Annotated in this window: 17 protein-coding genes; 9 read left to right on the forward strand and 8 right to left on the reverse strand. The window is 63.6% G+C overall.

Features of this window, described 5'->3' with window-relative positions; genetic code table 11:
- The first annotated feature begins 99 nt into the window (after positions 1-99).
- Positions 100-1,278 carry an aminotransferase gene (locus tag GTW25_RS08680; RefSeq protein ID WP_252911655.1) on the forward strand — a complete coding sequence of 393 codons (1,179 nt, stop codon included), beginning with the start codon at positions 100-102 and terminating at the stop codon, positions 1,276-1,278.
- On the opposite strand, the gene GTW25_RS08685 is transcribed toward GTW25_RS08680, so the two are convergent.
- Both GTW25_RS08685 and GTW25_RS08690 read right to left on the reverse strand, forming a co-directional pair.
- Positions 1,275-1,841 (reverse strand): GNAT family N-acetyltransferase, encoded by a 567-nt coding sequence (locus tag GTW25_RS08685; RefSeq protein WP_252911656.1) that lies wholly within the window; start codon positions 1,839-1,841, stop codon positions 1,275-1,277. The two genes, GTW25_RS08680 and GTW25_RS08685, sit on opposite strands and share 4 nt — an antisense overlap.
- A gap of 12 nt (positions 1,842-1,853) precedes the next feature.
- The gene (locus GTW25_RS08690) at positions 1,854-2,735 is read right to left on the reverse strand and encodes a LysR family transcriptional regulator (RefSeq protein ID WP_252911657.1); all 882 of its coding nucleotides are present in this window, start codon (positions 2,733-2,735) and stop codon (positions 1,854-1,856) included.
- 158 nt (positions 2,736-2,893) lie between these two features.
- Between GTW25_RS08690 and GTW25_RS08695 the strand changes: the two genes are divergently transcribed.
- On the forward strand, positions 2,894-4,390 hold the full coding sequence (locus GTW25_RS08695) for a CoA-acylating methylmalonate-semialdehyde dehydrogenase (RefSeq protein WP_252911658.1): 1,497 nt from the start codon (positions 2,894-2,896) through the stop codon (positions 4,388-4,390).
- A gap of 331 nt (positions 4,391-4,721) precedes the next feature.
- A complete protein-coding gene (locus GTW25_RS08700; RefSeq protein WP_252911659.1) occupies positions 4,722-5,105 on the forward strand; it encodes a hypothetical protein in 384 nt (127 codons plus the stop codon).
- A 74-nt stretch (positions 5,106-5,179) separates the two neighbouring features.
- Here the strand turns inward: GTW25_RS08700 and rpmF are convergent, their stop codons facing one another.
- On the reverse strand, positions 5,180-5,362 hold the full coding sequence (rpmF, locus tag GTW25_RS08705) for a 50S ribosomal protein L32 (RefSeq protein WP_024587246.1): 183 nt from the start codon (positions 5,360-5,362) through the stop codon (positions 5,180-5,182).
- A gap of 172 nt (positions 5,363-5,534) precedes the next feature.
- Positions 5,535-6,296, reverse strand: coding sequence for a monofunctional biosynthetic peptidoglycan transglycosylase (gene mtgA / locus GTW25_RS08710; protein WP_372493101.1), 762 nt, complete (start codon positions 6,294-6,296; stop codon positions 5,535-5,537).
- A 112-nt stretch (positions 6,297-6,408) separates the two neighbouring features.
- Here mtgA and GTW25_RS08715 point away from each other — a divergent pair, with 112 nt between their 5' ends.
- Together GTW25_RS08715 and GTW25_RS08720 are read left to right on the forward strand one after the other, a co-directional pair.
- Positions 6,409-7,320 carry a polyprenyl synthetase family protein gene (locus tag GTW25_RS08715; RefSeq protein WP_252911660.1) on the forward strand — a complete coding sequence of 304 codons (912 nt, stop codon included), beginning with the start codon at positions 6,409-6,411 and terminating at the stop codon, positions 7,318-7,320.
- A gap of 100 nt (positions 7,321-7,420) precedes the next feature.
- The gene (locus GTW25_RS08720; protein WP_252911661.1) at positions 7,421-8,020 is read left to right on the forward strand and encodes an undecaprenyl-diphosphatase; all 600 of its coding nucleotides are present in this window, start codon (positions 7,421-7,423) and stop codon (positions 8,018-8,020) included.
- On the opposite strand, the gene GTW25_RS08725 is transcribed toward GTW25_RS08720, so the two are convergent.
- Both GTW25_RS08725 and ispG read right to left on the reverse strand, forming a co-directional pair.
- Positions 8,017-8,853 (reverse strand): lytic transglycosylase domain-containing protein, encoded by an 837-nt coding sequence (locus GTW25_RS08725; protein WP_252911662.1) that lies wholly within the window; start codon positions 8,851-8,853, stop codon positions 8,017-8,019. The genes GTW25_RS08720 and GTW25_RS08725 overlap by 4 nt on opposite strands.
- Before the next feature lie 3 nt (positions 8,854-8,856).
- Entirely contained in the window at positions 8,857-10,110 is a 1,254-nt protein-coding gene (gene ispG, locus GTW25_RS08730) for a flavodoxin-dependent (E)-4-hydroxy-3-methylbut-2-enyl-diphosphate synthase (RefSeq protein ID WP_252911663.1), read from the reverse strand.
- A gap of 149 nt (positions 10,111-10,259) precedes the next feature.
- On the opposite strand from ispG, the gene GTW25_RS08735 reads away from it, so the two are divergent.
- The 4 genes from GTW25_RS08735 (at position 10,260) to GTW25_RS08750 (ending at position 13,054) form a co-directional block, all read left to right on the forward strand.
- Positions 10,260-11,039, forward strand: coding sequence for a 3-hydroxybutyrate dehydrogenase (locus tag GTW25_RS08735; protein WP_252911664.1), 780 nt, complete (start codon positions 10,260-10,262; stop codon positions 11,037-11,039).
- A 57-nt stretch (positions 11,040-11,096) separates the two neighbouring features.
- Positions 11,097-12,263 carry an NAD(P)/FAD-dependent oxidoreductase gene (locus GTW25_RS08740; RefSeq protein WP_252911665.1) on the forward strand — a complete coding sequence of 389 codons (1,167 nt, stop codon included), beginning with the start codon at positions 11,097-11,099 and terminating at the stop codon, positions 12,261-12,263.
- 233 nt (positions 12,264-12,496) lie between these two features.
- Positions 12,497-12,751, forward strand: a complete 255-nt coding sequence (locus tag GTW25_RS08745; RefSeq protein WP_252911666.1) for a hypothetical protein — start codon at positions 12,497-12,499, stop codon at positions 12,749-12,751.
- An 18-nt stretch (positions 12,752-12,769) separates the two neighbouring features.
- A complete protein-coding gene (locus GTW25_RS08750; protein WP_252911667.1) occupies positions 12,770-13,054 on the forward strand; it encodes a hypothetical protein in 285 nt (94 codons plus the stop codon).
- A gap of 97 nt (positions 13,055-13,151) precedes the next feature.
- Here the strand turns inward: GTW25_RS08750 and GTW25_RS08755 are convergent, their stop codons facing one another.
- Positions 13,152-13,604 carry a hypothetical protein gene (locus tag GTW25_RS08755; protein WP_252911668.1) on the reverse strand — a complete coding sequence of 151 codons (453 nt, stop codon included), beginning with the start codon at positions 13,602-13,604 and terminating at the stop codon, positions 13,152-13,154.
- Positions 13,601-13,888 carry a hypothetical protein gene (locus GTW25_RS08760; protein ID WP_252911669.1) on the reverse strand — a complete coding sequence of 96 codons (288 nt, stop codon included), beginning with the start codon at positions 13,886-13,888 and terminating at the stop codon, positions 13,601-13,603. Before GTW25_RS08760 ends, GTW25_RS08755 begins: the two co-directional genes overlap by 4 nt.
- Between the last annotated feature and the right edge of the window lies 1 nt (position 13,889).

Raw genomic sequence — 13,889 nt, forward strand, 5'->3', positions numbered from 1 at the left:
AGACGACGGAAAGTTCAGCATCCCGGTAAGGCGCGTTGAATTGCGGGTGCAAGCTGGTGTAGCGCTGACGCATCCGTCATTCATCGAGGTTCGCCGCCCGTGTCCCGTCCCGCTCCGCTCAATCCCCTGATCGCTGATCTGTCGGCACCGCCGATCCCCCTTGTTCAGGCATGGGGCCGCGCCTATGACGGGCATAGAGGGCCGTTGATCGATCTGAGCCAGGCCGTTCCCGGCTATCCGCCGGAGCCGCGCATGCTCGGATGGCTGGCGGACGCCGCCGGCTCGGTCGCCGCCACCGGCTATGGGCCGATCGAGGGCGAGGCGGCGATGCGTGCTGCATACAGTGAGCATCAAAGCCACCTCTACGGCGCGGCGATCGGGGCCGAAAACGTCCACATCACATCGGGCTGCAACCAGGCTTTCGTCAGTGCAGCGATGGCGGTCGCTGGCGCTGGCGATGCCATATTGATGACCAATCCTTGCTATTTCAACCACGAGACGACGCTGGCCATGCTCGGCATCGCACCGCGTTACGTGACATGCCGGGCCGAAAACGGCTTCCTGCCGACGGTCGAAGACGTCGCCGCCGCCATCGACGGCAAGGTGTGCGCGCTGGCGATCGTCACGCCCAACAATCCCACCGGCGCGGTCTATCCGCCGGCCCTGCTCGCCGATCTTCTGGCGCTGTGCCGCGAAAAAGGCATCTGGCTGATCCTCGACGAAACCTATCGCGATTTCCTGGCGACGGGAGATACGCGCCCGCACGATCTCTTTTCCGATCCGCAGTGGGGCGACAATCTCATCGGGCTTTATTCGTTCTCCAAATCCTTCTGCATTCCCGGTCACCGGCTTGGCGCGGTGACGGCGTCGCCGCATATGGTCGATGCGATCGCCAGGATAATGGACAACATCCAGATCTGCGCGCCGCGCGCGCCGCAGATGGCGGTTGCGAAGGCCCTGCCGGCGCTGACGGACTGGCGCGAGGCCAACCGCGCCGAGATCGCGAAACGCGCGCGCGTGCTGCGTGCGGCGCTCGAGGGCCTGAACGGCTGGACGCTCGACGCCGTCGGCGCCTATTTCGCCTTCCTGCGCCATCCCTTCGAGGATCGGCCGAGCGTCGAGGTCGCGGAACGGCTGGCGCGTGAGGCGGGCGTGATCACGATCCCCGGCTCGTTCTTCGGCGCGGGCAACGAACGCCATTTGCGCGTCGCGTTTGCCAATGCGACCGCCGAGACCTTGGAAAAGCTGCCGGAGCGGCTGGCGGCAGTCGGTTCCTAGATTTCGCCGCGAAACCGCCGTTCCGGCAACGATGCCGGATCGGGCGGCGCATCGGCGCCTTCATTCAATGCGAGTTGCATGAACGCCGTGTCGAGCCAGCGGCCGTGCTTGTAGCCGGTGCCGGCGAGCTTGCCGGCGTCTTTAAATCCAAGTTTGGCGTGAAGCTTCACGGATGCGCTGTCGGTGTGCCCGTCGCCGATGACGGCGACGATCTGGCGAAAGCCGAGCCGGGCCGCCTCCGCGATCAGGGCTTCCATCAGCGCACGGCCGACACCTTTCCCCTTATGGCGCGGTGAAACATAGACCGAATCCTCCACGATGAAGCGGTAGGCGGGACGCGCGCGAAATGCGCCGGCATAGGCGTAGCCGGCGATATCGCCGTCGATCTCAGCGACGAGATAGGGATATCCGCCTGCCGTCAGGGTGGCGAAACGCGCCGTCATCTCGGCAAGGTCCGGCGCGGTCAGCTCGTAGCTCGACGTACCGTGCAATACTGCGTCTTCATAGATGGCGGTGATCGCGAACAAGTCGTCTTCGCGGGCAGCACGGATGGTGATCGTCATGAAAGTGTCCGTTCAGGAAAACAATGCGCGGTCTTTCTCGACCGCGCGCGCGATATGGGCGGCGACGGCCTGGATCCGCCGGACCGGCCGGACCGATTCGTGGTAGACGAGCCAGTAGGCGCGCCGGATCGGCTTGATCGTCTCGATCTGGACGAGATCTTCATGCCGGCGCGCGATGAAGGAATGCAGGATGCCGATGCCCGCCCCGGCGCGCACCGCTTCCACCTGCCCGAGCGCCGAGGACACCGAAAACCGCGCCTCCCATTGCGGGTGGAACTGGCGCGCATAATCGAGCGAAGGGCTGACGATCAGATCCGGCACGTAGCCGACGAGCCGATGGCCCGGCAGATCGTCCGTGGTTTCAGGCATGCCGTGCGACGCCGCGTAGTCGCGCGAGGTGTAGAGCGCCAGCGTGTAGTCCACCAGTTTCACCGCCACCAGCCGTCCTTCGGTCGGCCGGTCGACGGTGATCGCGATGTCGGCCTCGTGGCGCGACAGCGAGAATGAGCGCGGCACCGGCACGAGTTGCAGGTCGAGATCGGGATGCGCGGCGGAAAACTCCGGCAGGCGCCCGGCGAGCCAGGCGACGCCAAAACCATCCGGCGCGCCGATCCGCACCGTGCCGGTAAGCGAGGCGCCCTCGTCGGCAATCTCGGAGCGCGCCGCGATCATGTCGGCTTCCATGCGCTCGGCGACCTGGAAGAAGCGTTCGCCCTCGGGCGTCAGCTCGCAGCCCGTCGTCAGCCGGTTGAGCAGCTTCGCGCCGAGCGCGGCCTCCAGCGCGACCATGCGGCGCGAGACGGTCGCATGGTTGAGGCCGAGGCGCTTGCCGGCCCCCAATATCTGCCCCGAGCGCGCCACGGCGAGAAATACGCGCATATCGTCCCAGTTCATCGAAAACCCTCTTTGTCGTCTCCCATATCGCGTTGCGTCGATTGCTGCACCTTATTTCGCGCGCACGCATTCCTGCACAGCGGCTTGCGCTGCCGTGACGTTGCATTCGCAGGCTGAAGGGTCAAAATGCGATCCAACCAGACAAGGGAGAAACGGTCATGATCGAGGTCGGACATTTCATCGGCGGCAAGCGCGTCGCGGGAACCAGCGGGCGTACGGCGGACATCATGCAGCCGATGGACGGCTCGGTGCGCGGCAAGGTGGCGCTCGCCTCGCGCGAGGAACTGCGCAAGGCCGTCGAGAACGCGAAGGAAGCGCAGATCGGCTGGGCGGCGACCAATCCGCAGCGCCGCGTGCGCGTCCTGATGAAGTTCCTGGACCTCGTCCAGAACGAATATGACGAGTTGGCCGAAATGCTCGCCCGCGAGCACGGCAAGACGATCCCCGATGCCAAGGGCGACATCCAGCGCGGTCTCGAAGTCATCGAAGTGTGCATCGGCGCGCCGCATCTTTTGAAAGGCGAGTATACCGACGGCGCCGGCCCCGGCATCGACGTCTATTCGCTGCGCCAGCCGCTCGGCGTCGTCGCCGGCATCACGCCGTTCAATTTCCCGGCCATGATCCCGCTCTGGAAGATCGGCCCGGCGATCGCGGCCGGCAATTCCTTCATCCTGAAGCCGTCCGAGCGCGACCCGTCGGTGCCGATGCGCATCGCCGAACTGTTCATCGAGGCCGGTCTGCCGGCTGGCGTCCTCAACGTCGTCAACGGCGACAAGGACGTCGTGGACGGCATTCTCGACGATCCCGACATCAAGGCCGTGGGCTTCGTCGGCTCGACGCCCATCGCGCAATATATCTATTCGCGCGCGACGGCGAACGGCAAGCGCGCCCAGTGCTTCGGCGGTGCCAAGAACCACATGATCATCATGCCCGACGCCGACATGGACCAGACGGTCGACGCGCTGATCGGCGCGGGCTACGGTTCGGCCGGCGAGCGCTGCATGGCGATCTCGGTCGCCGTCCCGGTCGGCGAGGAGACCGCGAACCGGCTGGTCGAAAAGCTCATTCCGCGTGTCGAGGCGCTGAAGATCGGTTCCTCGCTCGACGCCTCGGCCGATTTCGGCCCGGTCGTCACCGCCGACGCGCTGTCGCGCATCAAGACTTACGTCGATGGCGGCGTGAAGGAAGGCGCGAAGCTCGTCGTCGACGGGCGCGACTTCAAGATGCAGGGCTATGAGAACGGCTATTACATGGCCGGTTGCCTGTTTGACCACGTCACGCCCGATATGAAGATCTACAAGGAGGAGATCTTCGGCCCGGTCCTGTCGGTGGTGCGCGCCAAGACCTACGAAGACGCGATCCGCCTGCCCAATGAGCACGAATACGGCAACGGCGTGTCGATCTTCACCCGTGACGGCGATGCCGCGCGCGACTTCGCTGCCCGCGTCCAGGTCGGCATGGTCGGTGTCAATGTGCCCATCCCGGTGCCGATCGCCTATTACACCTTCGGTGGTTGGAAGGCCTCCGGCTTCGGCGACCTCAACCAGCACGGCCCCGATGCCTTCCGATTCTACACCAAGACCAAGACGGTCACCTCGCGCTGGCCGTCAGGCATCAAGGATGGCGCGGAATTCGTTATTCCGACGATGAACTGACGTCCGGCGGTTCCCTTTTGCGCGTCCTCGCCTGCGGCTGCGGGCGCGTTGCGGGGCATCAAGGACGGTGTGGAATTGGTCATTCCGACCATGAACTGACGCTTCGCAGCACGTTCTGAAATCTTAAACGGGCGCCTTCGAGCGCCCGTTTTCTTATGGGTTCCATCAGAACGCATGTCGCAGCGTCACGAAATGGTGATGGAACGGATACCTTTTCTCAACCCTTGTTTCCGCGAGACCGCCAAGCGCGGAAATGCACAGATTTCAGGGTCGGGCCAGGGCATTTTGTAGATCGTCGTTCCCCACTGACCGAAACGCAGGAGGTGCCATCATGGCACGTACGGCATTTATCGTTTCAGCAGCGGCGGCCGCGATGGTTCTGACCGCATTGCCATTTGCATCGGCGACCAGCCCGAACGCCGACATGACCGCCCAGACATCCGCTCCCGTCGAGCAGCTTCCGGCCATGAACGCGAACATGCTCAACATGAACATGTGCAGCGACCGCAGCCACATCGTTTCCGAGCTCGAACAGCAGTTCCAGGAAAACGTGACTGCTGTCGGCATGGTCGACCAGAACGCGGTCGTCGAGATTTTCGTCTCCGACAGCGGGTCGTGGACGATCCTTGCAACCGGCACCGATGGCAATAGCTGTATCATTTCGGCCGGCGAAGGCTGGGAATCGACCCAGATGGTTCGCGGAACCGACGCCTGATCACTGATCGGCGCTTTTATCAGGCAACAAAAAAGCCGGGCATTGCCCGGCTTTTTTCATGCGTTCGGAAAGGCTCAGCCTTCCTTGGGCGTCAGCACCTGACGACCGCGATACATACCGGTCTTCAGATCGATATGGTGCGGGCGGCGCATTTCGCCGGAATTCTTGTCTTCGGTGAAGGTCGGCGACTTCAGCGCATCGGCCGAACGACGCATGCCACGCTTAGAAGGCGAGGTCTTCCTTTTAGGTACTGCCATTTGTCTGCTCCGGTAAACGGTCGATGGCCGCCGCCGCCCTTGGGACAAGGGCCTGCAACTGGCCGAATTTAAGCGAAAGGTTGCGGTGCCTATACACGCATGGGGGCGGCTTGGCCAGACTCGGCGTGCAGATTTTTCAGAGCGCTCCCGCCATCTCCATTCGCGCATCCATCTACCGCAGACACCCGACATAGGCACCCGCCTGCGCGGCGCGCCTTTCGATCGTATTGGCGAGGCGGTTGAGCCCCTGGCCCGGATTGGACGGATTGCGCGTCAGCGGGCTGGGCAGCGACACCGCCAGAAGCGCCGCCTGCCGGGCGCTCAGATCACGCGCCGAACGCCCGAAATGATACTGCGCGGCAGCTTCCGCACCGTAAACGTTCGGACCCCATTCGGCGATGTTCAGATAGATTTCCATGATGCGCTTCTTGGGCAGGACGGCATCGACATAAAGCGACAGCGGTACTTCGATGCCTTTGCGTATCATCGAGCGGCCGTGCCACAGGAACAGGTTCTTCGTCGTCTGCATCGAGATGGTCGAGGCGCCCCGCGTGCGCTCGCCCGACATCGCGCCTTCGATGACCGTGTTGAGCGCGGTCCAGTCGACACCCTGATGGGCACAGAACTGGCCGTCCTCCGACATCATCACGGCGTAGACGATGTTCGTGCCCATCTCGTCGATCGGCATCCAGCGCCGGTCGTAGCCCTGGAACGTCAGCGCATCGCGCACCATCAGCGTGGACGGCGCGGGCACGGCGGGAAGGCGATAGAGCATCGTCAAGGCCAGGGGAAGAAGCGCGACGACGACGAGCAGCATGATGCCGCGCCATAGCCAGCGCAAGCGCGAGCCGCGTTTGCGGCGCGGCTTCAGGAGCGCCAAGGCTTCCGGCCTTTCGCGTCTGCGCGGTTCGACCTCGATTGCAGGCTCGTCCACCCGTTTCTTCCAAATTCGGATACAAGTCATCGTCTAACCGCTCAGGCGATAAGGCGCAATCTTCGAGGCGAACGTCTTGACCATGCCTTCATTTGAGGCGATTGCCTGACGCATGCAGACCGACATCGATTTCGAAACGCTGCTCGCCAGCACCGCACTGCGCGTGGAAGCCATGCTGGAGAGTTGCCTCGGCTCCACCCCGGCAGAGGGAGAACTGGCGCGCCCCGAGCGGCTTCTCGCCGCCATGCGCCATGGCGTGCTCAACGGCGGCAAGCGGCTGCGCCCGTTCCTGCTGCTCGAAAGCGCCGCTCTTTTCGGCGTCGACGGCGAGGCTGTGGTGCGGGTCGCCGCGGCGCTCGAATGCGTGCATTCCTATTCGCTCGTCCATGACGACCTGCCCGCGATGGACGATGACGATCTGAGGCGCGGCCAACCGACCGTTCACAAGGCGTTCGACGAGGCGTCCGCGATTCTCGCCGGCGACGCGCTCCTGACGCTCGCCTTCGACATCATCGCCGACCCCGCGACCGAACTCGACGCCGAAACGCGCGTGACGCTGGTGCGCAAGCTCTCCTCGGCGGCCGGCATCGGCGGCATGGTGGGCGGACAGGCGCTCGATCTGTCCGCCGCAAGCGATGCGCCGGACGAAGCCGGCATCATCCGCCTGCAGGCGATGAAGACCGGCGCGCTGATCCGTTTTGCCTGCGAGGCCGGCGCGATCGCGGCCGGTGCGCCGAAAGCGGATGTGGAGCGGCTGGGCGAGTTCGGCTCGGCGATCGGCCTCGCCTTCCAACTCGCCGACGATCTTCTCGACCGGACGGGGAGCGCCGAGGCGATGGGCAAGGCGACCGGCAAGGACGCCGCCGCCGGCAAGGCCACGCTGACCGCGCTTCACGGCGAGGACTGGGCGCGCGGCCAGTTGCGCGGCCTTGTCGCGCAGGCCGCCGACGTGCTCGCACCCTATGGCGCACGCGCCGACATTTTGATCGCGGCCGCACAGTTCGTGGCTGCCCGGCAGCGCTGAAACCTTAAGACGCCGGCTAACCGCCGATTAACCGGCCGGGCGCAATCTCGCCATCGAATCGGTGCATGCGACGCGCCGAAACGACAAAGTGCGAGACCAGATGAACGCGATCGACCAGCAGCTTTTCCTCATGATCAACGCGTCGAGCGACGAATGGGGCGTTATGGCCGCCATCGCCTTCGTCGCGGCAAAAGTCGTGATCTATCTGATCCCGCTTCACCTGATCATGATCTGGACGCTCGGCGACCGTTCGGTACGCCGGCAGGCGCTCATCCTGTTCGCCGCGCTCGTGATCGGCCTCGTCATCAGCTACCTCATCGGCAGGATCGTTCCGACGCAGCGCCCATATCTGATCCCGATCGGGCACGCGCTGGTCGAGCACCGCTCCAGCCCATCCTTCCCGTCGAACCATGGGTTGATCATGTTCACCTATGCGATCACGATGGCGATGCTCGCCCACTGGCGTCATGCGCTGGTGATCGGCGCGGCCGGTCTGACGGTCGCATGGGCGCGCATCTATGTCGGTGTGCATTTCCCGCTCGATATGATCGGCGCGGCGCTTCTCGGCACGCTGGCTGGATGGCTGGCTATCCGCCTTGATCGCGTGTTCGGCGCCCGCGCGCTTCGTTTCGCGGACCTCGTCTACGACGCCTTCGTGCTGCGCCCGATGCGCAGCCTTGCGCAGCGTTTCACCAGTTAGCGGTTGCGCGTGACGATGCACGCGCCGCCCGAGCGGCGCAGTGACGAACAGATCTCGTCCGCCTTTCCGCGCGTCTCGGCCCCGATCCGCACTGCATAGACGCCGGCGCGTCCGCGCCCCGAGCGCGTGCGGCTAATAACCGGCTCGTGATCGGCAAGGATTCGCGCATGGGTTTGCCGCAGACGCTGCCATTGCCGAAGGGCGGCGTCGCGGCGGAAATTCCCGGCCACCTGAATGCCCCATGGCAGGACCGGGACGGTCGCCATGGCGATCATGGACGCTCCGGTGGCTGGAAGTTGCCGGCACGCCTCGCCAAACGGCTTTTCCTTGTCGAGCGGCTGGATTTCGACCGCCCGCGTGACGCCGATGAAGGCATCTGCCGGTGCGCCCATGATGTCGAGCACGTAATTCTCGGTCTCCAGCGGCAGGAAGCCGCCCGAAGCGAGCCAGCGCGATACGCGCCCCTCGCCCGAATTGTAAGCCGCGGCGGCAAGGCCAAGATTGCCGTATTTGTCGGAAAGCTCGGCAAGATAGGCGGCGGACGCTGCCAGCGCCCGATGCGGATCGAACGAATCGCCGAGCCCGCGCAGCGCAGCCGTGCCCGGCATGAACTGGGCGATGCCCTCGGCCCCGACGGGGCTGACCGCGTTCGGATCGAACCGGCTTTCCTTCCAGATCAGCCGCGCGAAATAATCGACCGAAAGATCGTTGCGGGCCGCGTTGTCGGCGATCAGGTCGCAGACCAGACCGATGGTCGGCGCGGCCTTCTCGGCGGCATGTACCGGCGCGGCAGGGAAAAGGGCGAGCGCTGCAAGAACCGCCCGCCACCGCATCCGTCAGGCCGTTTCGCCGCGCCCGAAGCGCTTTTCGATATAATCGGCGACCATCACCTGAAAATCCGCCGCGATCGCCGGCCCGCGCAGCGTCGCCGCCTTCGCCCCGTCGATGAAAACGGGTGCGGCGGGTGTCTCGCCGGTGCCGGGCAGCGAAATGCCGATATCGGCATGTTTCGATTCGCCCGGCCCGTTCACGATGCAGCCCATGACTGCAACCTTGAGGTTTTCGACGCCCGGATATTTCTCGCGCCAGACCGGCATGTTGCGGCGAAGATCGCCTTCGATGGTCTGCGCGAGTTCCTGAAAGACGGTCGAGGTCGTGCGCCCGCAGCCCGGACAGGCCGCGACGACCGGCAGGAACTGGCGAAAGCCCATGGTCTGGAGAAGTTCCTGCCCCACCTGAACCTCGCGGGTGCGGTCGCCGCCCGGCTCCGGCGTCAGCGAAATGCGGATCGTGTCGCCGATGCCCTGCTGAAGCAGGATGGCCATGGCGGCGGACGAGGCGACGATGCCCTTGGTGCCCATGCCCGCCTCGGTGAGGCCGAGATGCAGCGCATGGTTCGACCGCCGCGCCAGTTCGACATAGACGGCGATCAGGTCCTGAACCTGTGAAACCTTTGCCGACAGGATGATGCGCTCGCGGGCAAGGCCGATCTCCTCGGCCAGTTCCGCCGACAGGATCGCGGATTGCACGATCGCCTCGCGGGTCACCTCCTGCGCCGTCATCGGAAAGCCTTTGGCCTGATTGTCGTCCATCAGGCGCGTCAGAAGCTCCTGATCGAGCGAGCCCCAGTTGACCCCGATGCGCACCGGCTTGTCGTGGCGGATCGCCGTTTCGACGATGGCGGCGAACTGCTTGTCCTTCTTGTCCTTGAAGCCGACATTGCCCGGATTGATCCGGTATTTCGCCAGCGCCTCGGCACAGGCCGGATGATCGGCGAGAAGCTTGTGACCGATATAATGGAAGTCGCCGACGAGCGGCACGTCGATGCCGAGGCGTTCCAGGCGCTCACGGATTTTCGGAACGGCGGCTGCGCTCTCGTCGCGATCGACCGTGATCCGCACGATTTCCGAACCGGCGCGGTGAAGCGCGGCGACCTGCGCGACCGTACCGTCGATATCGGCCGTATCTGTATTTGTCATCGACTGGACGACAACGGGCGCAGCGCCACCGACAAGAACGTTGCCGACGGGAACGCCCACGGAGACGCGGCGCGTCAGTGGCCGGTCGAGAAATTGTACATGCGGATTCACGTTTGGCTGCCTTGTCTGGATGCCGCCTTAGGCTCATCGATTAAACCCGGCTCCGGGCGGGAGCAAGGCGCAGCGGCTGGATATTGTGCTGCACCGCAATATATGATCGATGCGACAGGATACAAAATCATGACGGGGTGGAGACTTATATGAGCGCGCGAACGGCAGTGGTGACGGGATCGACGTCTGGAATAGGACTTGCCATCGCCCGGTCGCTGGCTGGCAAGGGCTTCAACCTCGTCCTCAACTCCTACACGGACGATACGGACGATACGGCTCTTGCCGAGGGTCTGGCCGCCGAGTTCGGCGTCGAGGCGGTCTATGTCAGCGCCGACATGTCCAACGCGGGCGATTGCCGCGCGCTGATCGAAAAGGCGGCGGAGACATTCGGCGCGGTGGACGTGCTCGTCAACAATGCCGGCATCCAGCATGTCGCGCCGATCGACAAATTTCCGGTCGAGCAATGGGACAGGATCATCGCGATCAACCTGACCTCCGCTTTCCACACGACGGCCGTCGCTTTGCCGATCATGCGCAATTCCGGCTGGGGCCGGATCGTCAACATCGCCTCGGCGCATGGCCTGCGCGCCTCGGTCCACAAATCCGCCTATGTCGCCGCCAAGCATGGCATCGTCGGCTTCACGAAGGTCACCGCGCTGGAAACGGCCGGTCACGGCATCACCGCCAACGCGGTGTGCCCCGGTTTCGTGCTGACGCCGCTGGTCGAAAAGCAGATCGTGGATTTGATGGCTGAGACGGGCGAAAGCCGCGAGGACGTGGTTGCGAACCGCATCTTGCAAAAGCAGCCGTCGAAGCAGTTCGCCACTGTCGAGGAAATCGGCGGCACCGTCGCGTTTCTTGCCTCGGACGATGCCGCGCAGATCACCGGCACGACGATTTCCGTCGATGGCGGCTGGACGGCGCAATAAGCGACTTGCCGCAGGCGCGCGAAGCTGATTCCCTGACTTTTCCATGCGGGAGGCCTCATGCAGCGGGACATCGTGATCATCGGCGGCGCGATCATGGGCGCGTCGGTCGCCTATTTCCTGCGTGAAGAGGGATTTGCCGGCTCTATCGCCGTCATCGAGCGCGACCAGAGCTTCGCAAAGGCCGCGACGACGCTCTCCTGCGCCTCCATCCGCCAGCAATTCTCCATTCCCGAAAACATCCGCCTCTCGCGTTTCACGCTCAGCTTCTTTCGCGAACTGAAAGAGCGCTTCGGCGCGGGCGCGGATATCGCCTTTCGCGAGAAGGGCTATCTGATCCTCGCCAGCGAGGACGGCCGCGCCATCCTCGAAGCCAATCATGCCGTCCAGATGCAGGAAGGCGTGGATATCGCGCTGTTGTCGGCCGGCGAGCTCGAAGCGCGATTTCGATGGCTGTCCGCCGAAGGGATCGCCGCAGGTGCCTATGGCCGCAGCGGCGAAGGCTGGTTCGACGCGCATGCCTTGCTCGGCCTGATCCGCAAAAGCCTGAAGGCGCGCGATATCGACCTCGTGCAAGGCGAGGTGAGGGCGGTCGAACGGCAGGCGGACAGCATAAAAGCCGTCGTGCTCGCGGACGGCACGCGGATCGAGGCCGCGCTGGTCGTCAATGCCGCCGGCCCCAACGCCGGAGGGGTCGGGGCGATGGCGGGCATCGACCTGCCGGTCGAGCCGCGCAAGCGGTCCGTCTTCGTTTTCGAGGCCGCCGACCGGTTCGACGACATGCCGCTATTGGTCGATCCTTCGGGCGTCTATGTGCGGCCGGAGGGCGGCGTCTATATCACCGGTGGTGCGGAGGATCATGAGAGCGACGGAGCGGCGGACCCGGCCGATTTCGAACCTGACTGGTCGCTGTTCGAAGAGCGCATCTGGCCGGTTCTTGCCACCCGCATCCCGGCCTTCGAAGCATTAAGGCCGGGCCGCGCCTGGGCCGGGCACTACGACTACAACACGCTCGACCAGAACGCCGTCATCGGGCCGCATCCCGAAATCGCCAACTTCATGTTCGCAAACGGCTTTTCCGGCCATGGACTGCAACAGGCCCCGGCGGTCGGCAAAGCCCTCGCCGAATTGATCGTCCACGGCGAATATCGCACGATCGACTGTGCCGCTTTCGGCTACGGGCGGATACGGGAAGGCCGGTCGTTTCGCGAACTGAACGTCATCTGAAACGAGCGCGCGTTCGATCACCTGCTGACGCCGGGAACGTCGCAGAACAAGTCCCGATTGAGGAAAAACTGGTACTCCCAAGGGAACGCGGAGATGCGCCAGTTTCCAATGCGTTAGCTTAAGGTGAGGGCGTTATGGCGCGTATTGTTTGGAAAAGGTAATTTTCAGCGCCACCCTTACCGAATTGACGCCTCCCCCGCCCCGCGCCATCTTCAGATGACACCGAGCGCGCCATGCCTGACCATCAACAGAAAACGCCGAAGCTTATCGTCGTGATGGCTTTCGACCGGAACGACGATGGCGAGCTTGTGACTGCGTTCGGACCGCAGGATTATGCGTCAGAGGATCGTGCTGTGAGGCAGGCGCAGACGCTGGCGCCGAGCCACGCCGGCGTGATCGCCTGGAGCCGAGACGCGCAACCTGACATCGGCGAATATGGCGAGCCGACGACACTGTTTGTTAGCGGTGACGTGCCGGATATGGAGTGATTGAAACAGGAGGAAGGAATGAGCAGGAGTTTTGATGACGCCGTGGAAGAACGCGACGAAAAAGAACGGCACGAGGAGATTGCGCGTGAGCTGAATATCAGCGTGGGTGAGCTTAACGATTTGGGAGGCTACGGTATCGACCGACATACGGGAAATGACGATCACCCGTATTCGTGGCTCGTAATTTTTCATGATCCAGTGCCTGAAGACGTGCGCGAAAAGATCGGCAGTTTCGTCAACGACACAACGGTCGCTATTTCACTAAATGCATTTGATCGGCCGGAACCTGATGACGACTACTGAAACGCAAAAAAGCCCGCCGCCTCCGAGAGAGACGACGGGCCAATATGCAGAAATTGCATAATGCTGTCGGATCATGTTGCCGACGTCGGGAAAATGATCAGCGGCGCTTGATCTCGAATCGGATAGGCGGTGAGTAGACGCGGATCGGTATGCTCATGATGCGCGCCAGCGGATTGCACTCGTAATCGAGCACGATCTGATACTGTGCCGGCCCGCTAGCGGCGGCATCTGGGATCGTGATCGTCCGCTGATAGACCTCACGACCTGCCAGAAGCTCAAGGCCCGTCGTCCAACTTGGTATGGCGTGCCGGTTCATTCCGCTGTCGTAGAGCCAGCGCCTGACATCGATCGGACAGATGCGATGGCGGAACACGTCGAATTCGACGGGGATAGTTCCACCTTGAGCCACAACCGGCGTCAGCGCGCGCGCACCGAGGTAGGTGATGGGAGGGTCGCGGTCCATCATCCAGACGGTCATGTTGAATGTACCGACTGCTGCCAGCATCAGCACGATACCGCCGATGATCTTCCATCCGAGATTGCGGTTCATTTCGACGGCCCTCTACTAAAGAAGCCGATCGCCTTCAGCACGTATTCGTAGAGCACGACCGTACCGATAAAGATTGAGATGAAGGTCAGGATCAGCCAGCGCGTGAATTTGCCGAAGGCGCGTAGCTCTTTGACGAGCTTAAAGCCCTCGCGGATATCGGCGGCAGGCATCTTGACCACTTCGCGGAAGGTATCGAGTTCTTCCGGCCGCAGACCGGCAAGGAACTTGCGCGTTTCCTCCGGCAGTTCGGTGAGCCGAGCCGGCGCGCGTTCTGGTTCGAGCAAT

This window comes from Aliihoeflea aestuarii (genome assembly GCF_024105665.1).
Lineage (GTDB): Bacteria > Pseudomonadota > Alphaproteobacteria > Rhizobiales > Rhizobiaceae > Aliihoeflea > Aliihoeflea aestuarii.